This is a genomic window from Bradyrhizobium sp. Bra64, from assembly GCF_024519875.1.
Lineage (GTDB): Bacteria > Pseudomonadota > Alphaproteobacteria > Rhizobiales > Xanthobacteraceae > Bradyrhizobium > Bradyrhizobium japonicum_G.
In genome coordinates this window covers 351,498-374,004 of the sequence record NZ_JALJRD010000006.1, presented here as the reverse complement: position 1 = coordinate 374,004, position 22,507 = coordinate 351,498, and the positions used below count along the sequence as shown (strand labels likewise).

Genomic DNA, 22,507 nt, shown 5'->3' with positions numbered 1-22,507 from the left:
CCTCATGGTGAGGAGCCCGCCAAAGCGGGCGTCTCGAACCATGCAGGCCGAGCTCTTTCGGAAACCTCCCGCTGTCATATGCGATAGCCCCGGCCTGCGGGGGAGGGTTGGGGAGAGGGTGTCTCCTCAATCGAGAATCCCCAAGAGGAGAAAGCCCTCACCCGGCGCTACGCGCCGACCTCTCCCGCAAGCGAGAGAGGTGCACCGAGCCCGCGGCCCGCTGGTTTGATCCGCTGTCCGGATTTAATGCGCGGCGGAGGCCGCGCGCTTGGTTGCGACCGGCTTGGCCGCCGGTTTTGCGTTCGCCTGCGGCGCGCTGTCCCAGCCACCATTCGGAGCCGGAACATTGACCGCATCATCCGGCTGCGGCTCGGCGCTGAAGGTCTGGATCGCGAGCTTGGCTGCGGCCAGCGATTGCGGGTCCAGACGCTTGGCGACGTCGTCGCGCTTGCCCGCCGCATCCGCATCGCCCTGCGCGGCCGCGAGGGTGAACCATTTGTAGGATTCGGCGAGGTTCTGCTCCACACCGATCCCGCGGGCATAGAGGATGCCGAGGTTGAACTGGCTGTCGGCGACGCCGCGATCGGCCGCCTTGCGGAACCATTGCGCCGCGCTCTTGTAATTGGCGCCGCGTCCGCCGCCATCGGCGTCGAGCACCGCGAGATTGTGCATCGCCTTGGCGTTGCCGCGCTCGGCGGCCTGCGCGTAGTAGCGGCGGGCGATGTCGGCGTCCTTCTTCACGCCGAGGCCCTTCTCGTAGAGCGTGCCGAGGCGGAAGGTCGCGGGCACCACGCCGGCCTGCGCCGCGCGATCGTACCATTTGGCGGCTTCGTCGTAATTCGCAGCGACGCCCTTGCCTTCGGCAAAGCGCACGCCGATCTCGTAGGCCGCGGTCGCATCGCCCTTCATCGCAGCGCTGCGCAAGCCCGGGCCGCCGATGGCGTCAGGCAGTTTTTCGCTCGGCGGCACCTGGATCATGGCGAGTTTCGCGCGGCTCGTGCCCGACAGCGCGCCGGTGACGTCGCTGGAGGCAGGCTGCGGGGCTGCGGCAGGCGCCGGCGGAATTTCGACCGAGGCCGAGTTGCCGGCATTCGCGGGCAGGGCCGGCGCGGCGTTGTTCTGCGATTGCTTTCCGATCGGCGTCGGTGAGGTCATCGACGGTGTGATCTGCTCAGGCGCCGACGGCTTTGTCTCGACCGGCGGCGGTGCCTGCGGCGCGGGCGAGGAATTCTCCATCGCCTGCGGTGCCGGCGGCGCGCTGCCGCCGTCGATCAGATTCATCGCCATCTTGAAGGTGCCGAGCACGATCACGACCACGCTCGCGCCGACCAGCAGCGAGCGGATCTTCGAGGTGATGGTCGAGCCGCCTTCCTGGCCCTTGTCCTTGGCGCGGGCGATTGCGGCCTTGGCGCCGCGGGCCGGCTTCTCGGGCGGCTGCGCGGCGGCGGCCTGCGCCGCGCGGCGCGCGGCTGCGATGAAGCTCGATGAGGACACCGGCTCCTTCGGCGCGGCGGGAATTTCGCTGATCGCGCTCTCGGAGGCGGCAATCCGCTCCGACGGCGTGGCGACGCGTGCGCCCGGCCGTGTGCCCGGTTCGAGCGGATGATCCGGCGGCAATTCGGGCGCGAGCACGGCGCGTGCGGGCGCCGTATGCGGCTCCAGGATCTCGCTGATCGCGCGCGGCGGCAGAGGCGGCGCGGCTTGCGGCGCCATCGGCATCGGCGGCGGCGCCGCGGGGGCGGCAGCGGCGTGGAATTCGCGCGGCGCAGCGACGAAGGCGCCCGGGGGTGCGTGTTGCGCGGCAGCGGGGTTCGGCAGCTCGGGCTTCGGATCGTATTTCGGCTGCTGCTGCGCTTGCTGCCGCGGCTCGAGCGCCATCGGCGCGGGCTCCAAGGGAGCGGCCAAGGGAGCGGCCAAGGGAGCGGCCATCGGCATGGGCATCGGCTGCGGCGCAGGGGCTGACGGCGCCGTGCGCACCGCGCGCAGATCGCCCTCGATCATCGAGAGGCGGTCGACGACGTGGCCGAGTGCGTTGTGAACGGCTTCGAGCGAGTCCTGGGTGGTGCGGTTGGTCTCGGCCTGGCTGAAGCGGATGTCGGAGAGCTCGCGCTTGACGATATCCACCACGCCGGAATCGGAAGGCGGGGTGGAGTTGCGGCTCTCGGCCAGCGCGGAATAGGTCGCCTGCTGGCGTTCCAGGTGCCGCAGGATGTCATGCAGCCCGTCCTCGACGCGGCTGAGATTGCCGTTGCGCGGATCGGAGGCGGCCTCGATCCGCTCCAGCAGATACGACACCCGCTGTTCGAGATGCGCGAACGTCGATGCGGAATCGTTGCCGACCTGCATGCGGTCGAAACGGTCCGACAGCGCACGGATCGCGCCTTCCAGATGCTCGGTGCTCTCGGATGGCTGAGGCCGCTCGCGCGTTTCCAGAGCGGCGGTGAGCGCCGCGATGCGCTGCTCCAGCACGGCAAAACTGTCGCCGTTGCCGGACGAACGGGTGACCTGGTCGACCTTGGACGACAACAGCTGTACGTCTTCCGAGAGCCGAGCCAGCGCTTCGTTGGAGGCGACGTTGGACACGATGCTGCGCAGCGCCGAGATCGCGCCTTCGAGCTGGCGTACTGTCGACGGATCGTCATTGGCGCGCAGGATCAGATCGAGCTTGGCGCCGAGATTGCGGATCGCCTCGTCATAGCCGGTGAGCTGCTCGGCCGGCGTCAGCGTGCGCAGCACCTGCTTGATGTCGGACAGCGCGTGCTCGATGCCGGACAGGACCTGACCGTCGGTGCCGTTGGAGCGGGTCTCGTCGATGCGCCGGTGCAGCGAGCGAATCTCGTTCTCGATCGATTCGATCGCACGGCGCGGCATCGCCTCGGTGATGGCGTGGCGGATCTCCGCAAGCTCGCTGCGGAAGGCGTTGATCGCCTGCTCGGTATTGTCAGGGCGCTGCAGCGACTCGATCTGGCTCGTGATCTTGAGCAGATGGCGCTCGAGCGCGGAGAAATCCGGCCCCGGCCCCGGCTGCGGTGGCGGCGGCGCGTAGGCCGGCGGGGGCGGCGCTATCGGGGCCACGAAAGGAGCCGCCGCGGGTGCGATCGACGGCGCGGCGCGCGGCGGCATCTGCCGCGGCGCAAAGCCGTCGAGCTCGCTCTGCCGTGCCGTGATCTCGGCGACGGCAACGTCGAAGGAAGCGGGGCTCAGGGGCGGTGAATTGCGATAGACCTGCGCTGCCGCGCGCTCGACCGCGTCGGCCTGGCGCTGGCGCGCGTCGATTGGAGCGGTGCGCGGGACCTGAGGCTGCTGCGGTTGAGACTGCGGCGGCTTCGAGATCTGCGACAGCCGCGCGTCGAGCCGCGAGATTGCGTCGTTGAGCTGGCGTGCCACGCCCTGCTCGCGCGAGACCTCCTGGCGCGGCGCGGGCTTTGAAATCCGTTCGATCTGCTGGGTGATCGCGTCGAGCCGCTGGTGGATGTCGGCGACTTCGCGGCTTTCCTGACTCGCGGCCTGGCTCGGAACGTTCGGAGGTTGCGGACGCTGGTCGTGAGGTCCGCGAAAGTTCGGCGGGGCAGTCTCGCCGAGCGTGGAGTTCAGCCAATCGTTGAGTGACATGCCGGCACGACGCGCAGCGGCTTCGGCCCGCTCCCGGACGGATGGATCGATGCCGTCAGCACTCCACGATACGCGCGAATTCATGACTCTGTCCGGTTCCGACTCCGGCGCCCCACCCGGCGCCTCCAGTCTCCCCTCGCGTGCCGGTTGCAAGACAATCGGATTTGGCGCGGGTCGTCTGCCTCGAAAACCGACTTTTGTCTGTTACGGTAAATAACGGGTTAAGGAACCGGTTGACGGTGTCTTAAAGTTGGGGGCGGGAACCCAGGGGCGGACCTCTCCCGCTTGCGTGCCCTCAGCCCTTCCCCTCGCGCTTGCCGTCATCGAGCGGCACCACGGTGCCCTTGCCGCTCATCGCCGACAACGCCTCGAGAGCCTCTTCGCAAAAATCGGCGACCAGCTGCTCATGCCGGGCGCCGAGCTGAAGCAGGAGCAGATTGCCGAGGTCGAGCACGCCCGACGCCGTCCCTTCCGGAAAACGCTTCTTGAGAATCCGCTCGTAATTGTCGTGCCGGTCGCGATGGTGCTCCAGCCGGGCCATCAAATCGGTCCGCATGGGTTCGATCTCGATGCTGTCGAGCGCATGCAGCCGCACCAGGAGGTCGTCCTTGATCGACGGCGGGGTGCTTGGCCGCGCGGCCCAGTGCCGCAGCGCTGTTCGGCCCTCGGGAGTCAGCGTATAGATCAATTTATTGGGTTTGCCCGATTGCACGACCTCGCGACCCTGGATGTAGCCGCGGTCGCGCAGCTTGGAGAGCTCGCGGTAGATCTGCTGGTGGTCGGCCTTCCAGAAGAAGCCGATCGAGGAGTCGAACGTCTTGGCGAGCTCGTAGCCCGTCATCGGCCGTTCCGTCAGGCATGCGAGGATCGCGTCGCCCAGCGCCATGGCATCGGCCTCTCTTCATCGACATTAACCAACCAGCTTGACTTTATGCGCATCGGCGCATATGCGTCAATGTGCATATGAGGTAGCCCCGGAAAGAGGGCCAGCACCGCCCCAACAACCTCAACGGAATCAGCCTTCGCGCTACTGTGCATGGGGTTGTTTTCGCGTTTTTTGCCAAGGCCCTTTAGGGAGGCACCCTGACAATGACCGGCCTCGACTCCTGGTACGGGTACATGAAGTCCCACGACCGCGCCGCGTTGTGGGACCTGCTGCATCCCGACGCCGTCTTCGAAAGCCCCGTCGTGCATTCGCCGCAGCGCGGCCGCGACATCACCTTCAAATATCTCGCCAGCGCCGAGAATGTGCTCGGCGGTCCCGGCTTCACCTATGTCGGGGAATGGAAGAGCACCAGCGGCGCCGTGCTCGAGTTCAAGACCATGATCGACGGCATCGAGATCAACGGTGTCGACATCATCACCTTCGATGCCGAGGGACGCATCACGCATTTCAAGGTGATGGTGCGTCCGCTCAAGGCGATCAACATGCTGCATCGCCTGATGGCGGAGCAGCTTGCCGCCCAATCGTAGAAACCACTTCGAGGCCCAACTACTTCAAGGTTATGCCGGGAGACCACCATGCCGATCTATAAAGCCCCCGTCGAAGACGTGAACTTCCTGCTCAACGACGTCTTCCAGATCGACCGCTACGACAATCTGGCCGGCTTCTCCGATGCGTCGAGCGACGTGCGCGAGGCGATCCTGGGCGAAGCGGCCAAGCTTGCCGAGGAAGTGCTCCAGCCGCTGAATCGTGTGGGCGATCTCGAAGGCTGCAAGCGCGCTGACGACGGCAGCGTCACCACGCCGAAGGGATTCAAGGACGCGTTCAAGCAGGTCGCCGAGGGCGGCTGGCTCGGTCTGTCGGCTCCGACCGAGTTCGGAGGGCAGGGGCTGCCGGTGACGCTGAGCCAGGCGGTCAACGAATTCCAGATCTCCGCCAACATGGCGTTCTCGATGTATGGCGGCCTCACCATGGGCGCGACCGCCGCGCTGATCGTGCACGGCTCGCCGGAGCAGAAGCAGACCTACGTGCCGAAGATGGTGGCGGGCGAGTGGACCGGGACCATGAACCTGACCGAGCCGCATTGCGGCACCGATCTCGGCATGCTCCGCACCAAGGCGGTGCCCCAGGCCGACGGCAGCTACAAGATCACGGGCACCAAGATCTTCATCTCGGCCGGCGAGCATGACCTCGCCCCCAACATCATCCACCTCGTGCTCGCCCGTATCGAGGGCGCGCCGGCCGGCATCAAGGGCGTGTCGCTGTTCGTGGTGCCGAAATTCCTGGTCAATGCCGACGGTTCGGTCGGCGCCCGCAACGGCGTGGTCTGCGGCTCGATCGAGCACAAGATGGGCATCCACGGCAACTCCACCTGCGTGATGAACTACGACAGCGCCACCGGCTGGCTGATCGGCGAAGAGAACAAGGGCATGCAGGGCATGTTCGTGATGATGAACGAGGCCAGGCTCGGCGTCGCCGTGCAGGGCCTCGCGCAGTCCGAGGTGGCCTATCAGAACGCGGTCGCCTATGCCCGGGATCGCATCCAGGGCCGCTCGCTCACCGGCGTCAAGGCGCCGGACAAGGCGGCCGATCCGATCATCGTGCATCCCGACGTGCGCCGCACGCTGCTGTCGATCCGCGCCTTCAACGAGGCCGCGCGCGCCTTCGTGATGTGGACCGCGCTGAAGAGCGACGTCGCCCATCGCTCCGAGGATCCCAAGGACCGCCAGGCCGCCGACGATCACATGGGCCTGATGACCCCGGTGCTGAAGGGCTTCCTCACCGATTACGGCTTCGCCAACGCGGTGCAGGCGCAGCAGATGTATGGCGGCCACGGCTACATCGCCGAGCACGGCATGGAGCAGTTCGTGCGCGATGCCCGCATCGCGATGATCTACGAAGGCGCCAACGGCATCCAGGCGCTGGACCTCGTCGGCCGCAAGCTGCCGCGCGACGGCGGCCGCGCCATCATGGCCTTCTTCGGCGAGGTCATGGCCTTCGCCAAGGAGAACGGCGGCGACGAGGCGATGAAACCCTTCATCACCCCGCTCTCGGCCTCGCTCGGCCATCTCCAGCAGGCCACCACCTGGCTGATGCAGAACGCGATGGCAAAGCCGGACAATGCCGGCGCCGCCGCAACCGATTACCTGCATTTGTTCGGCTTCGTCGCGCTCGGCTACATGTGGGCGAAGATGGCGAAGGTGACGAATGCCAAGATTGCCGAGAGCGGGGCGACGCCCTATCTCTCCACCAAGCTCGTCACCGGGCGCTTCTTCATGGAGCGGATGCTGCCGGAGACCGCCGCCAATCTTGCGCGCATCCAGGCCGGCTGCGCCACCATCATGGAATTGCCGGCGGAAGCGTTCTGAGGCTTCCCGCTTCACCAATGATTGCGACCGCGCCGCGGTCGCCACCAACATAACTGCAATCAGGAGGCTCCCATGGCAGATGCCTATATCTATGATCACGTCCGCACCCCCCGCGGCCGCGGCAAGGCTGACGGTTCGCTGCACGAAGTCACGGCGCTCGCGCTCGCCACCGTGCCGCTGAAGGCGCTCAAGGACCGCAACAATTTGCCTGAGGATTCCGTCGACGACGTCATCCTCGGCGTGGTCGACCCGGTCGGTGAAGCCGGCAGCGACATCGCGCGCTTTGCCGCGCTCAAGGCAGGCCTCGGCGAAGCCGTGCCCGGCGTGCAGATCAGCCGCTTCTGCGCCTCCGGCCTCGACGCCGTGAACTTCGCCGCCGCGCAAGTGATGAGCGGCCAGCATGATCTGGTGATCGGCGGCGGCGCCGAATCGATGAGCCGCGTCGGCATCGGCGCCTCCGGCGGCGCATGGCCGATGGATCCCTCGATGGCCGTGCCGGCTTACTTCATGCCGCAGGGGGTCTCCGCTGATCTGATCGCCACCAAATACGGCTTCTCGCGTGACGACGTCGATGCCTATGCGGTGCAGAGCCAGCAGCGCGCGGCGAAGTCCTGGGACGAAGGCCGCTTCGACAAGTCGATCGTCCCTGTGAAGGACATCAACGGCCTCACCATCCTCGCCAGGGACGAGCACATGCGTCCCACCACGACGATGCAGTCGCTGGCGCAGCTGCAGCCATCTTTCACGATGATGGCGCAGATGGGCGGCTTCGACGGCGTCGCGGTGCAGTCGCATCCGGAGATCGAGCGCGTCAATTACGTGCACCACGCCGGCAATTCGTCGGGCATCGTCGACGGCGCCGGCGCCGTGCTGCTCGGCAGCAAGGAGGCGGGCGCGAAATACGGCCTGAAGCCGCGCGCGAAAATCCGCGCCTTTGCGAACGTCGGCTCGGAGCCCGCAATGATGCTGACCGGCCCGGTCGACGTCACCGAAAAGCTGTTCGCGCGCTCCGGCATGAAGAAGTCGGACATCGACCTGTTCGAGCTCAACGAGGCCTTCGCCTCCGTCGTGCTGCGCTACATCCAGGCCTTCGACATCGACAACGCCAAGATCAACGTCAATGGCGGCGCCATCGCGCTCGGCCATCCGCTCGGCGCCACCGGCGCGATGATTTTGGGCACCGTGCTCGACGAGCTCGAGCGCACCAACAAGGCGACCGCACTGGTGACGCTGTGCATCGGCGGCGGCATGGGCACCGCCACCATCATCGAGCGCGTTTAAGGGTAGGGAGCAACCAACATGGCTTACAACAACTTCAAGGTCGAGACCGATGCCGACGGCATCGCGCTCGTCACCTGGGACATCCCGGGCCGTTCGATGAACGTGCTCGACGAGACCTCGACCAGCGAGCTCGACGCGATCGTCAAGGCGACCACGGCCGACGCCGCGGTGAAGGGCGTCGTCATCACCTCGGCCAAGGAGGCGTTCTGCGCCGGCGCCGACCTGTCCATGCTCGAAGGCATGAACCAGGCCTACGCAAAGGTGTTCAAGGAGCAGGGCGAGACCGCGGCGAACCAGATGCTGTTCGACCAGAGCCGCCGCTTCTCGCAGGTGCTGCGCTCGATTGAGACCTCCGGCAAGCCGTGGGCCGCCGCGATCAACGGCCTTGCGCTCGGCGGCGGCTTCGAGATCACGCTGTGCTGCCACTATCGCGTGGCGTCGGAGAATCCCAAGACGCGGCTCGGCCTGCCCGAGGTCAAGGTCGGCCTGTTCCCCGGCGCCGGCGGCACGCAGCGCGTGCCGCGCCTGGTGCCGCCGCAGGACGCCATGACGATCCTGCTCAAGGGCGATCCGGTCACGGTCGAGAAAGCCAAGGCGCTGAATTTGATTCACGCCATCGTTCCGGCTGCCGATCTCGTCAAGGCGGCGAAAGACTGGATCAAGGGCGGCGGCAAGGCCGTCGCGCCTTGGGACGAGAAGGGCTTCAAGCTGCCGGGCGGTCCGGTGTTCTCCAAGGCCGGCATGATGATGTTTCCGGCCGGCAACGCCATCTATCGCCGCGAGACCTACGACAATTACCCGGCCGCGCGCGCGATCATGAGCTGCGTCTATGAAGGCCTGCAGTTGCCGATCGACGCTGCGTTGCGCGTGGAGTCGCGCTATTTCACCTCGGTGCTGCGCTCGAAGGAAGCGGCCGCGATGATCCGCAGCCTGTTCCTGTCGATGCAGGAGCTGAACAAGGGCGCGCGCCGTCCGAAGGATGTGCCGCCGACCAAGGTGAAGAAGATCGCCGTGATCGGCGCCGGCTTCATGGGCGCGAGCGTCGGCTACGTCTCGGCCCGCGCCGGCCTCGACGTCGTCCTGATCGACCGCGACCAGGAGAGCGCCGACAAGGGCAAGGCGCATGCGCAGAAGGTGATCGAGGAGCAGATCAAGAAGGGCCGTGCCAAGCCTGGCGACGCGGAAGCCCTGCTCGCGCGCATCACGCCCACCGCCGACTATGCCGCCTTGAAGGACGTCGACCTCGTCATCGAGGCCGTGTTCGAGGACCGTAAGGTCAAGGCTGATACCTTCGCCAAGGCGCAGGAGCACATGAAGCCCGACGTGATCTTCGCCTCGAACACCTCGACCCTGCCGATCACCTCGCTGGCCGAGAGCTTCAAGGACCAGGGCAAGTTCGTCGGCATCCACTTCTTCTCGCCGGTCGAGAAGATGATGCTGGTCGAGATCATCAAGGGCAAGAACACCGGCGAGGTCGCGCTCGCCACGGCGCTTGATTACGTCCGGCAGATCGGCAAGACGCCGATCGTCGTCAACGACAGCCGCGGCTTCTTCGCCAATCGCTGCGTCGGCCGCTACGTCGCCGAAGGCAACGAGATGTTCCTCGAAGGCGTGCCGCCGGCGATGATCGAGAACTGCGCCAAGATGGCCGGCATGCCGGTCGGCCCGCTCTCGCTGTCGGACGAAGTCGCGCTCGACCTCGGCCTCAAGATCATGAAGGCCACCGAAGCCGACCTCGGCCCGAACGCCATCAACCCCGATCAGAAGAAGCTGATGGTGGAGCTGGTCGAGAAGCAGGGCCGCCTCGGCCGCAAGAACAGCAAGGGCTTCTACGACTATCCCGAGAAGGGCAAGGGCCAGAAGAGCCTGTGGCCGGGCCTCTCGGCGCTGCAGCCGAAGCAGCTCGACCCCGACACGCTCGATGTCGAGGAGCTGAAGCAGCGCTTCCTGGTGGTGCAGGCGGTGGAAGCCGCGCGCACGGTCGAGGACCACGTCATCACCGATCCGCGCGAGGCCGATGTCGGCTCCATCCTCGGCTTCGGCTTCGCGCCGTTCACCGGCGGCACGCTGTCCTACATCGACTTCATGGGCGCGAAGACATTCGTCGAGCTTTGCCACAAGCTCGAGGCCAAACACGGCTCACGCTTCACGCCGCCGAAGCTTCTCGAGGAGATGGCGGCGAAGGGCGAAACTTTCTACGGCCGCTTCGCGCCGAAGAAGGCTGCGGCCTGAGTCGCAACCTTGGCCCGGATGTCCCGCAGCGGCATCCGGGCTCCGCCTCCGAAATATTGAGGCAACAAATATTGATGCAACAAAGGCCGGATCATCGATCCGGCCTTTTGTCCTTCCAGGCGGTCCCATCACGGTTGCGTCAGGATCATTTCCGCTTTGTGGAACCCGTCACAGAATTCGCGTAGAGACCGTGCCAGAGTTAAAGGCGTCGCGATGTCGCGCAATTGTCATATGCGCGTCAAAGCGGCGCCGTTCTTTTGCTCGGCCTTGGCATTACTTTTGCTCACGGAATGAATCGACTTGGACTGCGAGCCTTGATGGGACACTTGCCGATCCATCGGCGGGTTGAAGACGAAATAAGAAAGTGCCTTTGATGAACTCTTTGGTCCTGCGGAAGACCGCGCTCAGTCGCGATCTCGCCGGGAAGTACGCGGTTGCCTCCGCACGAACATGCCCGCTGCCGATGCAGAAGCCTGCGCGTTTGCGCCGCAAGGGGCCGGTGTTTTGGGCAATGCTGGCGTTAGTCCTTCTGGCCGCGGATCTTGCGCTCGCCCTGCTCGCGTGGCTCGCCGTTGATCTCGTCATGAGCTGAGACGTCCTGCCCATACAGCAGATACGTCATGGCCAGATAGGCGAGCTGACAGACGGCAAGGCAGGCGGCAATGATGGTCACGCCGACGACTAGGCCGTACTCGTTATATTTGAGGACGCCTGCGGAAAAGATCGCGATCAACGGGGATATCACCACCAGCGCCCAGATCCTGAAAAAATAACCTGTCGCCATCCCCACCAATGCGCTCGCAACGATCAGGACGAAGGCAATCGTCAAGCTCAACTCCAATGAGAGTGCAAATAATCTTCAATCAATTCTGACAAGCTCGCCCGCTTTGCGAGCAGTGACAAGACTGCACCACTTACTTTTGACGAACAGTAGTTCATAAGTATCATAACGTGCAGGTACGATGATCCGGCGGCATCCGTTGGCGCCGTCGCGAGGCAACAACCTGGGGCAAGAAAAAGGGCCGGATCATGGACCCGGCCCTTGGCAGACATTGTTGCCCTGGCTCAGGCCGCCTGGATCAGCCCTTCCTTCTTCAACGCCTCCTGCACCTGCGGCCGTGCCGCGACGCGGGCCTTGTAGGCGGCGAGATCAGGCATCGCCGAGAAGTCGAACTTCATCCGGTCAGCCCAGGTCAGCATCGTGAAGAGATAGCCGTCGGCCACCGTGAACTGCTTGCCCATGAGGTAGTCGCGGCCGGCGAGCTGACTGTCGATGTATTTCAGCTTGCCCATGACCCGGTCCTTGAAGAACGCCTTGGCCTCGTCGTTCAGGGCCGGGGCGAACAGGGGACCAAAGCTCTTGTGCACCTCCGAGGTGAGGAAATTGAGCCACTCCAGGAGCTTGTAGCGCTCCGAACTGTCGCGGGCCGGCGCCAGCGCCTTGGCCGAGGCCTGATCGGCGATCATCTGGACAATGACCGGGCCTTCGGTCACGATCTCTCCGCTGTCGAGGCCCAGCGCAGGGACCTGGCCCTTGGGGTTCAGCTTCAGATAATCCTCACCATTTTCGAGCTTCTTGGCCCTGATATCGACCTTGACCAACTCATAGGGCAGGCCGGCTTCCAGAAGCGCGATGTGGGGGGACAGCGAGCAGGCACCGGGCGAATAGTACAGCTTCATGGAATTTCCTCCTCTTGATGCTTGGTTCGGGCGAAAGAACGACTACATGCATCTGCTTGAAATAGTCAAGATTGATGCAGCTGCATCGAATGGGGTAAGAGACGGGCGACGAGCTTGAGCGGGACCATGAAACGCAAACCATCGACCGAGGCAACTGCCGCCTGGATCCGCCTGATGCGGGTGCAGAGCCGTGTGCTCGATTGCGTCGAGCAGGACCTGAAGAAGGCGGGGTTCCCGCCGCTGGCCTGGTACGACGCGCTGCTCGAACTGTCGCGGGCGCCCTCGGGCGAGCTCCGGCCGGTCGAACTCGAACGGCAGATGCTGATCCCGCAATATTCGACGTCGCGGTTGATCGACCGTCTGGTCGATGAAGGTCTTGCCTCGCGGCGCGAATGCAAGATCGACAAGCGCGGCCAGTTCGTGGAGATCACGGAAGCCGGCCGCGAGCTGCAGAAGCGGATGTGGGGCGCCTATTCGGCCGCAATCGAGAAATATGTCGGTTCGAAACTGTCCGATGCGGATGCCGTCAAGCTCAGCGGACTGCTCGACCGCCTCGGCTGCTCGTGCGGCGAGATGAAGCTGCCGCCGGCCCACGTCAACGAAACCACGCCGTTGCGATGATCGCGCGGCCAACCAGCTCGTCCGCGCAACCGGTGGGTTCGCGGACCATCCCTGCCACCCGCGCGCGTTCGGTCGAAGCGCCTTTGATTAGAGTTTGATATGGCGCGAGACCAGATCGATATGACGCCGCTGCAATCGCGTGACGAGCTCGTCGCGTGGTTCGAGGCCGGCTGCAAGGACCCGTCCGAATTTCGCATGGGCACCGAGCACGAGAAGACGCCGTTCACGCTCGAAGGCCACCGTCCGGTGCCCTACGAAGGCCCGCGCGGTATCGGTGCGCTGCTCGAAGGCATGAAACTCCTGCTCGGCTGGGAGCCGATCATGGAAAAGGGCAACATCATCGGCCTCTACGACGTCACCGGCGGCGGTGCGATCTCGCTCGAGCCCGGCGGACAGTTCGAGCTCTCCGGCGCGCCGGTCGAGAACGTGCACCAGACCCAGAGCGAGCTGATGGCGCATCTCGCCCAGGTGCGCGAGATCGCGACTCCGCTCGGCATCGGCTTCCTCGGCCTCGGCATGACGCCGTCCTGGTCGCGCGCCGACATCCCCGTGATGCCCAAGGGCCGCTACAAGATCATGACCAACTACATGCCGAAGGTCGGTCAGTACGGCCTCGACATGATGTACCGCACCTGCACGGTGCAGACCAATCTCGACTTCTCCTCCGAGGCCGACATGGTCAAGAAGCTGCGCGTCTCGCTCGCGCTCCAGCCGGTCGCGACCGCTTTGTTCGCCAATTCACCGTTCACCGAAGGCAAGCCGAACGGCTTCCTCTCCTTCCGCTCCGAGATCTGGCGCGACACCGACAATGCACGCGCGGGCATGATGCCGTGGGCGTTCGAGGACGGCATGGGCTTCGAGCGCTATGTCGATTACGCGCTCGACGTGCCCATGTATTTCGTCAAGCGCGGTGACGATTACATCGACGTGTCGGGCTCCTCGTTCCGCGCCTTCTTCGATGGCCGCAACAACAATCTGCCGGGCGAGCGTCCGACGCTGTCGGACTGGGCCAACCATCTCTCGACGATTTTCCCGGAGGTGCGCCTCAAGCGCTATCTGGAAATGCGCGGCTCGGACGGTGGCCCGTGGGGCCGTCTGCCGGCGTTGTCGGCGTTCTGGGCCGGGCTGCTCTACGACGATGTGTCGCTCGATGCAGCATGGGACCTTGTGAAGCACTGGAGCGCGCCTGAGCGCCAGGCCCTGCGCGACGACGTGCCGCGCTTCGGCTTCAAGTCGCGGATCAAGGACCGCTATCTGTTCGAGATCGCCAAGGAATGCCTCGTTCTGGCTCATGCCGGCTTGCGCCGGCGCGGCCGGATCGACCAGCTCGGACGCGACGAGACCCGGCATCTGGAGCCGCTTGACCGCATCATCGATTCCGGCCGGACCCCGGCCGAGGAGATGCTCGAAAAGTTCAACGGCCCCTGGGCCGGCTCGGTGGAACCGGCCTACGCGGAATACGCGTTCTAGAGCAGAGGCCGACGATCGGGACCTGCGCCGTTCATCGCCCATACAGGTTTGCGGCGATCAAATGACCGGCTGAAAAACCTGAGCGTCGTCAATAACTCGAAAGCTGTTCCGATGGGGAAGGGCCGCCTGTCCGGGGCCGTCATGGCAAGCGCCGTGGCCTGCGCCGCGCTGCTTTCGCTCGCGGTCGCGAGCGGGCCTGTGCGCGCCCAGACGGCGTTCGACCGCCCGGGCGGCGACTATTTCAGCACGCCGGTCACGTCCGGCGATCCGGAGGACTGCGCGCTGCTGTGCGAGCGCGACCGCCGCTGCCGCTCCTGGAGCTTCAGCTATCCCGATGTCGAAGGCGGCTCGGCGGTGTGCTGGCTGAAGAACACGGTGCCGTTGCGCGTTCCGGGCAGCTGTTGCATTTCCGGCGTGCGTGGCGCCGGCGTGATCGAGCCGCGCGTCGAGGGCGTGGAAACGTCGATCGATCGCCCCGGTGGGGATTTGCGCAATGTCGAGCTCAAGGACGGCGAAGGCGAAGAGGCCTGCAAGGCCGTCTGCACCGCCGACAACAAATGCCGCGCCTTCACCTACGCGCGACCCGGCTATGCCGGACGCGAGGCCCGCTGCTTCCTGAAAAAGGAAATCAAGCCGCCACGGCGGAAGGCGGGGTTTACGTCGGGCGTGGTGCGGTAGGCGGCACTTCACTCCGCCGCAATCACCGTGAGTTCCGGCCACAGCGCCTTCCAGCGGGCCGCCTTCGTATCGTAACTGGCGGCGGAAAAATTCGGGCCTGGATTAGGACGCGCGATCAGCTTCGCGATGTCGTCAAAGCCATGCGGTGCGTAGACGTCGTGGCTGTCGCAGGCGCGCCTGACGCCGACCTGGGTGTTTTGGGTGAGGAAGCGGTCGATGCCGTCGGTCGAGGACGACAGAGGCGGATAGGGCAGACCGTGCTTGGCCGAATACCACAGATGCACCCGTGCCTGATTGCGGATCTCGATCTTGGCGCCGAGATGCCCGAGGCGCGCTTGCAGCTCGCGGATCACCGCGTCCTCCGCTTCCCATGACGTGTCGGGATCGAAGTAGAACACGTCGTAGTCGGCGATGCCGTGATCGACGGCGCGGCCCGTGAGGACGTTCCACACCGTCTGTACAAGACATCCCGAGACCAGCCATGCGTCGGGCAGCGCCAGACGCGCGAGTTCGTCGATGATCGAAACATTGACGGGATTTCTCAGCGCGGATGCGAGGAATTCGTCGCGGTCCATCGTCAGGTGAGTGGCTTCCGCTCAATGCACGGCGGTGAAGAACCGCGCGAGACGGAAACCGGACAGCCAGGTCCACACCGGCTGGCCGCGCATGCCGAGATCCCAGGAGCCGAGCACGGCATCCGCGCGTCCGACCAGATTGTCGATCGGCAGCATGCCGACGCCGCCGGAGCGCAGGGGCACGCGGCTGTCCGCGGAATTGTCGCGGTTGTCGCCGAGCACGAACAGATGGCCGGCCGGCACCGTCACTTCCTGCGTGTTGTCGAGCGGACCGTTGTCGCGCATCTTGAAGATCAGATGCGAGACGCCGTTCGGCAGCGTTTCGACGTAGCGATAGGCGGGCTCGCTGCCGCCATTGTCGTCCTCGGCAGCCCCAACGCCATCCGGCTTCAGCTCGGCGGGACGGTCGTTGACGAAGAGCTGGCCCTGCCGCATCTGGATGCGGTCGCCGGGCAGACCCACGACGCGCTTGACCCAGGCCTGCGAGCGATCGCCGGGCCAGCGGAACACGACGACGTCGCCTTGCTTCGGTGTCTCCGCGAAGACGCGGCCGCTCTCCGGCAGGTTGATCTGGATCGGCAGCGACGAGGTGCCGTAGCCATAGGGGAATTTCGAGGCGATCAATGCGTCGCCGATCAACAGCGTCGGCTCCATCGAGCCGGACGGCACGTAGAACGGCTCGGCCAGCGCGCCCTTGGCGATGAACACGGCGGCGACGATGCCAGCGAGTTGTACGATCTGCCCAGCCCAGCCGCCGCTCTTCCGCTTGGCAGGGACGGTTACCTTGTCGACACTCATGCGCCCGTTCCACCCACCGTAATGCGTTCCATCAGAAGTGACGGCTGGCCGACGCCGACAGGCACGCCCTGGCCGTTCTTGCCGCAAGTGCCGATGCCGGTATCGAGCGCAAGGTCGTTGCCGATCATGCGGATGCGATGCAGATCAGTCGGCCCGTTGCCGATCAGCATGGCGCCCTTCAGCGGCGCGCCGATCTTGCCGTTCTCGATCTTGTACGCCTCGGTGCACTGGAACACGTATTTGCCCGAGGTGATGTCGACCTGGCCGCCGCCGAAATTCGCCGCGAAGACGCCGTTCTTCACCGAGGCGAGGATCTCGGCCGGATCGCGGTCACCGGCGAGCATGTAGGTGTTGGTCATGCGCGGCATCGGCACATGGGCATAGCCCTGGCGGCGGCCGTTGCCGGTCGGCTTCATGTTCATCAGGCGCGCATTCTGGCGGTCCTGCATGTAGCCGACCAGGATGCCGTTCTCGATCAGCACGGTCCGGTTGGTCGGCGTGCCCTCGTCGTCGATCGAGAGCGAGCCGCGGCGCGAGGCAATGGTGCCGTCATCGACCACGGTGACGCCCTTGGCCGCAACCTGCTGGCCCATCAGGCCGGCGAACGCCGAGGTCTTCTTGCGGTTGAAGTCGCCCTCGAGGCCGTGGCCGACCGCCTCATGCAGCATCACGCCCGGCCAGCCGGCGCCGAGCACGACGTCCATCTCGCCGGCGGGGGCCGGAATCGATTCCAGATTGACCAGGGCCTCGCGCAGTGCGCCGTCGGCGGCGTCACGCCAGTTCTTACTTTCGATGAATTCGGCATAGCCGGCGCGGCCGCCATAGCCCTTGCTGCCGCTCTCCTGGCGGTCGCCCTGGCCGGCGACGACCGAAACATTCACGCGCACGAGCGGGCGGATGTCGCGATAGCTTTCGCCGTCGGGCCGCAGGATCTCGACCACCTGCCAGGTCGCGCCCAGGCTGACGCTGACCTGCCGCACGCGCGGGTCCTTGTCGCGCAAATACGCGTCGATCTCGGCGAGCAACTTCACCTTGGTCTCGAAGCCCGGCGCGTCCAGCGGATTGTCGTCGCCATAGAGCCGTACATTGGTGTGCGGCGGCGGCGCGGAAAAGCTGCCGGAATAGCCGCCGCGCACGGCGGCGACCGCGTCGGCGGCGCGAATCAGCGCCGGCAGCGACACGTCGGAGGAATGCGCATAGCCCACCGCATCGTCCTTCACGGCGCGCAGGCCAAAACCCTGCGAGGTGTCGTAGGTCGCCTGCTTCAGCCGCCCATTGTCGAACATCAGCGCTTCGGTCTGGCTGTATTCCAGGAACAATTCGCCGTCGTCGGCGCCGGCAAGCCCGCGCGCGATCTCGTGGCGAACCTGGTCGCGGTCGAGATTGGCGCGGTCGAGCAGGGAGGATGTGGCAGGGTTGGTCATGCGTCCGTCCATTATCGGAGAATGTGGGGCAAGATAATGGTTTCCCGCCGGTTCCGCGAGGGGCGGGCCGTCACATTACGGAAACGATAGGATGGGGTTGCCCGGCGTGACGACACGAGGCGGGGTGGTGCACGCGATCAAATGGCCTGACTTGGCGTGGACGGCGGCCCGTCCGCGTCCTGCGATCGAAAGGGCGAGCCGCCGTCCGAGGCGCTATTTCAGCGGCAGGAAAACCTCCGCGACCGTCTCATGCTCCGGCACCTCAGGAAAGAAGCTCAGCCGCTGGCAATAGATCGGAAAGTCGCGTGCTTCCTCGCCGCTGGCCGGAAGCCAGTCGCGGTAAAGGTAGAGCGCGGCGGGTTCCAGATTGTCGGTGTAGCCGACGACCCGCAGCACCGCGCAGCGTCCGCCGGGGATCTCGCCGGCCTTGATCTCCTCGCCATTCGCCTCGATCGGCCGGTCGGTCCCGACACAGAGATCCGTGCTGTAAGCGGCGGGCGAGGAAGGACGCCGCTCGGACCGCCAGACGTTGAAGGTCGGACTGGTCTTGGGGTGCAGTCCGGCGGCCCTGCGCCACGCGATGAACCGCTGGATGGTGGCGCCGAGCGTCGCCGGGTCGCCCCGATGCTCCATGATCGCCACCTTGGTGGGGGGTACATCGCGTATCGTCACGTCGTCACTGGTAAAGGTCTTCATGAGCTTGCTCCTCGCATTGTCGAGAGGCCCGAAGGCCGCAAGCCACGGCTCCCAGTCGGGAGAGTTGCGGAACGACGACGGCGATTGCCCGAACCGTTGCCGAAAAGCGCGGGCGAAGGCATCCGGGGCATCGTAACCGGCATCCATCGCGATGTCCGTGACGCTTTGGGCGTCCGTGTAGGCCAGCAGGTAGGAAGCACGTTTCATGCGGGCCAGCTGGACATAGCGATGCACGGACAGCCCGAAGGTCGCCGTGAACTGCCGATGGAAATGAAATTTTGAGAAGGCCGCAACGCCGCTCAGCACTTCCAGGTCCAGATCAGCGTCGAGATGCCGGTCGATGTGATCCAGCACGCGCTGCATCCGGGCATGATAGTGTTCGAGTGCCGCCTTCATCGTTCCTTCCTCCGTGGCGAGACCAGTTAGGCGCTCACGGACATCGCGCGCTCGACCGATATTGCGGTTCGGATGGATCAAAGGCGGCTGCCGGCAACCGCTCGCGGGCGGCTCGCGATGACGGGATCGGCTTATCCGGAAAAAGGGCGCCCTACGGCAGCTTGTCGTAACCCTCGCCGAGCCCATTCAGGCTGAGCGGGAAGCCGATGCCTTCTTCGGGGGTCTCGAAGATGATGAAGGTCGCGGTCTTGGCGGTGCGGAGCTGGCCGAGCAGCTTGTCGTCCATGACGACTTCGGCGACGCAGCCATTGGGCAGGCAGCGGACGAAGCCGGCACGGCCGACATCCTGGTTGTCGAGCTTGAGGCCGAGGCCGGAGGGCAGGAGGACGCCGAGGGGGGCGACCACCCGCATCAGGCGGCTCTTCTGGTCAGCGGTCTTGAGCACGATCACGGTCAGGCCGGCATTGGAGCGGTCTTCGGCCACCACGCTCTGGATCAGGGCGCATTGCTCGGCCTGGGCGCCCGGCGGGGTGTCGCAGCGGATCTGCCAGTCGCCATGGACGGAGCGCACCGCGCCCTGCGCATGGGCAAGGCCAGGGAGCGCCAGGACGACGACCACCGCCAGCAGGGCGGCCAGCATCGCGAGGCTGCTAGCCCGCCTTGCCATGCATTTCGAAAACCCCATCGGGTCGGTCCCTCTGCTCGCCTGGGTCGCTCGCGCCTGGCGGACTGATACGGGAATGACGGCGTCTTGAAGGCAATTCGCAAGCAAATTCCGCGCCGCCCACACCGCCATCGCCCGCACGAATCAAGCTCCTGCGCGGCTATCTGCCAGTGCCTACCGCGGGCAAATCCGCTGTCAAGCCACAGCATCCCGGGAAACGGTATTTTTGTCTGATCTTACTAGGAAATATCTTGCGGGTGATGGCTGACAGACGAGGCTCAAGACTGCATTGCGATATATCAAGAATTATGGTTTGAGAGGCTTGATTTCGGCGTTCTAGCGATCTGGCCCCAATTCCTCTTAGAGGTATTCTTGCGCGGCGGTTTGTCAGACGGGCGGATCGAATAAGCGTTTCCCGGAAATAGGGGAATGCACTTGGGGTGATTTCGTTAGGGGAGCGCGAACGGCATGAAGATGTCGATGGGCCCGGTGGGCCGGCACTTGCTGGGATTGGCCGTGGCGGGTCTGACGCTGGCGACGGGCGGTGCGGCATTCGCCGAGCTCGGGCAACCGGCGCCGTGGGAGTGGAAGCTTCAGGAATCCGGCTCCCCGGTGATGGACAACATCGTCTGGTTCCACAATTTCCTGTTCGTGCTGATCACCCTGATCACGCTGTTCGTTCTGGCGTTGCTGGTGATCGTGGTCATGAAGTTCAATGCGAAGGCCAATCCGGTGCCGTCGCGGACCACGCACAACACGCTGATCGAGGTGGCCTGGACGCTCGTTCCGGTCTTGATCCTGGTTGGTATCTCGGTGCCGTCGTTCCGCCTCCTGTTCCTCGAGCTCGACGTGCCGAAGGCGGACCTGACCATCAAGGCGACCGGCAAGCAGTGGTACTGGTCCTATGCTTATCCGGATAACGGCAAGTTCGAGTTCGATTCGCTGATGGCCCAGGACAAGCAGCCCCGGCTGCTCGGTGTCGACAACGAGATGGTGGTGCCGGTCAACAAGGTGATTCGTGTCCAGGTTACCGGCGCCGACGTCATCCACGCCTTTGCGCTGCCGGCTTTCGGCGTCAAGATCGACGCCATTCCGGGGCGGCTGAACGAGACCTGGTTCAAGGCCACCAAGACCGGCATGTTCTATGGCCAGTGCTCGGAACTCTGCGGCAAGGACCACGCCTTCATGCCGATCGCGATTCGCGTGGTGGAGGACAAGGACTTCGCCTCTTGGGTCGAGACCGCGAAGAAGAAATATGCGAGCGGCGGCACCAGCACTTTCGCCTCCGTGGCCGGCCCGACGCAGTAAGCGTCGGGTGACGGCTGAAGGGGACTGAACGCGACATGAAGGGCGGGACCTCCAAAGGTCCGAATGGGACGCAAGGCAGGATTTGAAAATGGCAACGAGCGCAGCGGCACACGGCGATCACGCCCAGGACCACGGACATGACGAGCACGCCCATCCGACCGGATGGCGACGCTACGTCTATTCGACCAATCACAAGGACATCGGCACGATGTACCTGATCTTCGCGGTCATCGCCGGCATCATCGGTGCCGCGATGTCGATCGCGATTCGTGCCGAGCTGATGTATCCGGGCGTACAGATCTTCCACGAGACGCACACCTACAATGTATTCGTGACCTCCCACGGCCTGATCATGATCTTCTTCATGGTCATGCCCGCGATGATCGGCGGCTTCGGCAACTGGTTCGTGCCGCTGATGATCGGCGCGCCCGACATGGCGTTCCCGCGCATGAACAACATCTCGTTCTGGCTGCTGCCGGCCTCGTTCGGCCTGCTGCTGATGTCGACCTTCGTCGAGGGCGAGCCGGGTGCCAACGGCGTCGGCGCCGGCTGGACCATGTACGTGCCGCTGTCGAGTTCGGGCCATCCGGGCCCGGCCGTCGACTTCGCGATCCTGTCGCTGCATCTGGCCGGCGCCTCGTCGATCCTCGGCGCCATCAACTTCATCACCACCATCTTCAACATGCGCGCGCCGGGCATGACCCTGCACAAGATGCCGCTGTTCGTGTGGTCGATCCTGGTGACGGTGTTCCTGCTGCTGCTGTCGCTGCCGGTGCTCGCCGGTGCGATCACCATGCTGCTCACCGACCGCAATTTCGGCACGACCTTCTTCGCGCCCGACGGCGGCGGCGATCCCGTGCTGTTCCAGCATCTGTTCTGGTTCTTCGGTCACCCCGAAGTGTACATCCTGATCCTGCCCGCCTTCGGCATGATCAGCCAGATCGTCTCCACCTTCTCGCGCAAGCCCGTGTTCGGCTATCTCGGCATGGCCTACGCCATGGTCGCGATCGGCGGCATCGGCTTCGTGGTGTGGGCGCACCACATGTACACGGTCGGCATGTCCAGCGCGACGCAGGCCTATTTCGTCGCCGCCACGATGGTGATCGCGGTTCCGACCGGCGTGAAGATCTTCTCGTGGATAGCCACGATGTGGGGCGGCTCGATCGAGTTCCGCGCCCCGATGCTCTGGGCGGTCGGCTTCATCTTCCTGTTCACCGTCGGCGGCGTCACCGGCGTCGTGCTGGCGAACGCCGGCGTCGACCGCGTGCTCCAGGAGACCTACTACGTCGTCGCGCACTTCCACTACGTGCTGTCGCTCGGTGCGGTGTTCGGGATCTTCGCGGGCTGGTACTACTGGTTCCCGAAGATGTCGGGCTACATGTACAACGAGACGCTCGCGAAGGCGCACTTCTGGGTCACCTTCGTCGGCGTCAATCTGGTGTTCTTCCCGCAGCACTTCCTCGGCCTGTCCGGCATGCCGCGCCGCTACGTCGATTATCCCGACGCCTTCGCGGGCTGGAACCTGGTCTCGTCGGTGGGTTCCTACATCTCCGGCTTCGGCGTGCTGATCTTCCTCTACTGCGTGATCGACGCGTTCGCGAAAAAGGTGCCGGCGGGCGACAATCCTTGGGGTGCGGGTGCGACCACGCTGGAGTGGACGCTGCCCTCGCCGCCGCCGTTCCACCAGTTCGAAGTGCTGCCCCGCGTGCAGTAATCAGTCTCCCGCGGCGCCCATCACGGGCGCCGCGGATCTAGAACAA

The 22,507-nt window shown here is 65.1% G+C and carries 18 protein-coding genes; 9 read left to right on the top strand and 9 right to left on the bottom strand.

The annotated features are described in order from the left end of the window. Positions 1-243 precede the first annotated feature (243 nt). Together NR187_RS20660 and NR187_RS20655 are read right to left on the bottom strand one after the other, a co-directional pair. Entirely contained in the window at positions 244-3,696 is a 3,453-nt protein-coding gene (locus NR187_RS20660) for a tetratricopeptide repeat protein (protein ID WP_256807387.1), read from the bottom strand. A gap of 211 nt (positions 3,697-3,907) precedes the next feature. After that, positions 3,908-4,498, bottom strand: a complete 591-nt coding sequence (locus NR187_RS20655) for a PadR family transcriptional regulator (RefSeq protein WP_211381006.1) — start codon at positions 4,496-4,498, stop codon at positions 3,908-3,910. 203 nt (positions 4,499-4,701) lie between these two features. Here NR187_RS20655 and NR187_RS20650 point away from each other — a divergent pair, with 203 nt between their 5' ends. The 4 genes from NR187_RS20650 to NR187_RS20635 all read left to right on the top strand — a co-directional run bounded on the left by NR187_RS20650 (position 4,702) and on the right by NR187_RS20635 (position 10,437). Beyond that, the gene (locus NR187_RS20650) at positions 4,702-5,085 is read left to right on the top strand and encodes a nuclear transport factor 2 family protein (RefSeq protein ID WP_256807386.1); all 384 of its coding nucleotides are present in this window, start codon (positions 4,702-4,704) and stop codon (positions 5,083-5,085) included. A 48-nt stretch (positions 5,086-5,133) separates the two neighbouring features. Continuing rightward, positions 5,134-6,924 (top strand): acyl-CoA dehydrogenase C-terminal domain-containing protein, encoded by a 1,791-nt coding sequence (locus NR187_RS20645; RefSeq protein ID WP_211381008.1) that lies wholly within the window; start codon positions 5,134-5,136, stop codon positions 6,922-6,924. Between the two features lie 72 nt (positions 6,925-6,996). Further along, positions 6,997-8,205, top strand: a complete 1,209-nt coding sequence (locus tag NR187_RS20640; RefSeq protein WP_211381009.1) for an acetyl-CoA C-acetyltransferase — start codon at positions 6,997-6,999, stop codon at positions 8,203-8,205. A gap of 18 nt (positions 8,206-8,223) precedes the next feature. Continuing rightward, positions 8,224-10,437 (top strand): FAD-dependent oxidoreductase, encoded by a 2,214-nt coding sequence (locus tag NR187_RS20635; protein ID WP_256807385.1) that lies wholly within the window; start codon positions 8,224-8,226, stop codon positions 10,435-10,437. Positions 10,438-10,957: 520 nt separating this feature from the next. Here the strand turns inward: NR187_RS20635 and NR187_RS20630 are convergent. Together NR187_RS20630 and gstA are read right to left on the bottom strand one after the other, a co-directional pair. Beyond that, on the bottom strand, positions 10,958-11,266 hold the full coding sequence (locus tag NR187_RS20630) for a hypothetical protein (protein WP_256807384.1): 309 nt from the start codon (positions 11,264-11,266) through the stop codon (positions 10,958-10,960). A gap of 236 nt (positions 11,267-11,502) precedes the next feature. Continuing rightward, a complete protein-coding gene (gene gstA / locus NR187_RS20625) occupies positions 11,503-12,117 on the bottom strand; it encodes a glutathione transferase GstA (protein ID WP_211381012.1) in 615 nt (204 codons plus the stop codon). Between the two features lie 126 nt (positions 12,118-12,243). On the opposite strand from gstA, the gene NR187_RS20620 reads away from it, so the two are divergent. The 3 genes from NR187_RS20620 (at position 12,244) to NR187_RS20610 (ending at position 14,886) form a co-directional block, all read left to right on the top strand. Beyond that, positions 12,244-12,738, top strand: a complete 495-nt coding sequence (locus NR187_RS20620) for a MarR family winged helix-turn-helix transcriptional regulator (protein WP_211381013.1) — start codon at positions 12,244-12,246, stop codon at positions 12,736-12,738. A 99-nt stretch (positions 12,739-12,837) separates the two neighbouring features. After that, positions 12,838-14,208 (top strand): glutamate--cysteine ligase, encoded by a 1,371-nt coding sequence (locus NR187_RS20615; protein WP_211381014.1) that lies wholly within the window; start codon positions 12,838-12,840, stop codon positions 14,206-14,208. A gap of 111 nt (positions 14,209-14,319) precedes the next feature. Beyond that, positions 14,320-14,886 carry a PAN domain-containing protein gene (locus NR187_RS20610; protein ID WP_211381015.1) on the top strand — a complete coding sequence of 189 codons (567 nt, stop codon included), beginning with the start codon at positions 14,320-14,322 and terminating at the stop codon, positions 14,884-14,886. Positions 14,887-14,894: 8 nt separating this feature from the next. Here the strand turns inward: NR187_RS20610 and NR187_RS20605 are convergent, their stop codons facing one another. The 5 genes from NR187_RS20605 to NR187_RS20585 all read right to left on the bottom strand — a co-directional run bounded on the left by NR187_RS20605 (position 14,895) and on the right by NR187_RS20585 (position 19,460). Then, positions 14,895-15,461 carry a nucleotidyltransferase family protein gene (locus NR187_RS20605; RefSeq protein ID WP_256807383.1) on the bottom strand — a complete coding sequence of 189 codons (567 nt, stop codon included), beginning with the start codon at positions 15,459-15,461 and terminating at the stop codon, positions 14,895-14,897. Between the two features lie 21 nt (positions 15,462-15,482). Beyond that, a complete protein-coding gene (lepB, locus tag NR187_RS20600) occupies positions 15,483-16,259 on the bottom strand; it encodes a signal peptidase I (RefSeq protein WP_211381017.1) in 777 nt (258 codons plus the stop codon). Then, the gene (gene tldD / locus NR187_RS20595; protein ID WP_256807381.1) at positions 16,256-17,683 is read right to left on the bottom strand and encodes a metalloprotease TldD; all 1,428 of its coding nucleotides are present in this window, start codon (positions 17,681-17,683) and stop codon (positions 16,256-16,258) included. The genes lepB and tldD overlap by 4 nt, the downstream gene beginning before the upstream one ends. A 213-nt stretch (positions 17,684-17,896) precedes the next feature. Beyond that, a complete protein-coding gene (locus tag NR187_RS20590) occupies positions 17,897-18,775 on the bottom strand; it encodes a GyrI-like domain-containing protein (RefSeq protein WP_256807380.1) in 879 nt (292 codons plus the stop codon). A gap of 151 nt (positions 18,776-18,926) precedes the next feature. Then, the gene (locus NR187_RS20585; RefSeq protein WP_211381020.1) at positions 18,927-19,460 is read right to left on the bottom strand and encodes an invasion associated locus B family protein; all 534 of its coding nucleotides are present in this window, start codon (positions 19,458-19,460) and stop codon (positions 18,927-18,929) included. 447 nt (positions 19,461-19,907) lie between these two features. Here NR187_RS20585 and coxB point away from each other — a divergent pair, with 447 nt between their 5' ends. Together coxB and ctaD are read left to right on the top strand one after the other, a co-directional pair. After that, positions 19,908-20,747 carry a cytochrome c oxidase subunit II gene (gene coxB, locus NR187_RS20580; protein ID WP_211381021.1) on the top strand — a complete coding sequence of 280 codons (840 nt, stop codon included), beginning with the start codon at positions 19,908-19,910 and terminating at the stop codon, positions 20,745-20,747. Positions 20,748-20,835: 88 nt separating this feature from the next. Continuing rightward, positions 20,836-22,461 carry a cytochrome c oxidase subunit I gene (gene ctaD, locus NR187_RS20575; protein WP_211381022.1) on the top strand — a complete coding sequence of 542 codons (1,626 nt, stop codon included), beginning with the start codon at positions 20,836-20,838 and terminating at the stop codon, positions 22,459-22,461. The last annotated feature ends 46 nt before the right edge of the window (positions 22,462-22,507 follow it).

Excerpts from the sequence above, each read along its gene's own strand:
- NR187_RS20660 (WP_256807387.1), bottom strand. The coding sequence starts at position 3,696 with ATGAATTCGCGCGTATCGTGGAGTGCTGACGGCATCGATCCATCCGTC.
- NR187_RS20655 (WP_211381006.1), bottom strand. The coding sequence starts at position 4,498 with ATGGCGCTGGGCGACGCGATCCTCGCATGCCTGACGGAACGGCCGATG.
- NR187_RS20650 (WP_256807386.1), top strand. The coding sequence starts at position 4,702 with ATGACCGGCCTCGACTCCTGGTACGGGTACATGAAGTCCCACGACCGC.
- NR187_RS20645 (WP_211381008.1), top strand. The coding sequence starts at position 5,134 with ATGCCGATCTATAAAGCCCCCGTCGAAGACGTGAACTTCCTGCTCAAC.
- NR187_RS20640 (WP_211381009.1), top strand. The coding sequence starts at position 6,997 with ATGGCAGATGCCTATATCTATGATCACGTCCGCACCCCCCGCGGCCGC.
- NR187_RS20635 (WP_256807385.1), top strand. The coding sequence starts at position 8,224 with ATGGCTTACAACAACTTCAAGGTCGAGACCGATGCCGACGGCATCGCG.
- gstA (WP_211381012.1), bottom strand. The coding sequence starts at position 12,117 with ATGAAGCTGTACTATTCGCCCGGTGCCTGCTCGCTGTCCCCCCACATC.
- NR187_RS20620 (WP_211381013.1), top strand. The coding sequence starts at position 12,244 with ATGAAACGCAAACCATCGACCGAGGCAACTGCCGCCTGGATCCGCCTG.
- NR187_RS20615 (WP_211381014.1), top strand. The coding sequence starts at position 12,838 with ATGGCGCGAGACCAGATCGATATGACGCCGCTGCAATCGCGTGACGAG.
- NR187_RS20610 (WP_211381015.1), top strand. The coding sequence starts at position 14,320 with ATGGGGAAGGGCCGCCTGTCCGGGGCCGTCATGGCAAGCGCCGTGGCC.
- NR187_RS20605 (WP_256807383.1), bottom strand. The coding sequence starts at position 15,461 with ATGGACCGCGACGAATTCCTCGCATCCGCGCTGAGAAATCCCGTCAAT.
- lepB (WP_211381017.1), bottom strand. The coding sequence starts at position 16,259 with ATGAGTGTCGACAAGGTAACCGTCCCTGCCAAGCGGAAGAGCGGCGGC.
- tldD (WP_256807381.1), bottom strand. The coding sequence starts at position 17,683 with ATGACCAACCCTGCCACATCCTCCCTGCTCGACCGCGCCAATCTCGAC.
- NR187_RS20590 (WP_256807380.1), bottom strand. The coding sequence starts at position 18,775 with ATGAAGGCGGCACTCGAACACTATCATGCCCGGATGCAGCGCGTGCTG.
- NR187_RS20585 (WP_211381020.1), bottom strand. The coding sequence starts at position 19,460 with ATGGGGTTTTCGAAATGCATGGCAAGGCGGGCTAGCAGCCTCGCGATG.
- coxB (WP_211381021.1), top strand. The coding sequence starts at position 19,908 with ATGAAGATGTCGATGGGCCCGGTGGGCCGGCACTTGCTGGGATTGGCC.
- ctaD (WP_211381022.1), top strand. The coding sequence starts at position 20,836 with ATGGCAACGAGCGCAGCGGCACACGGCGATCACGCCCAGGACCACGGA.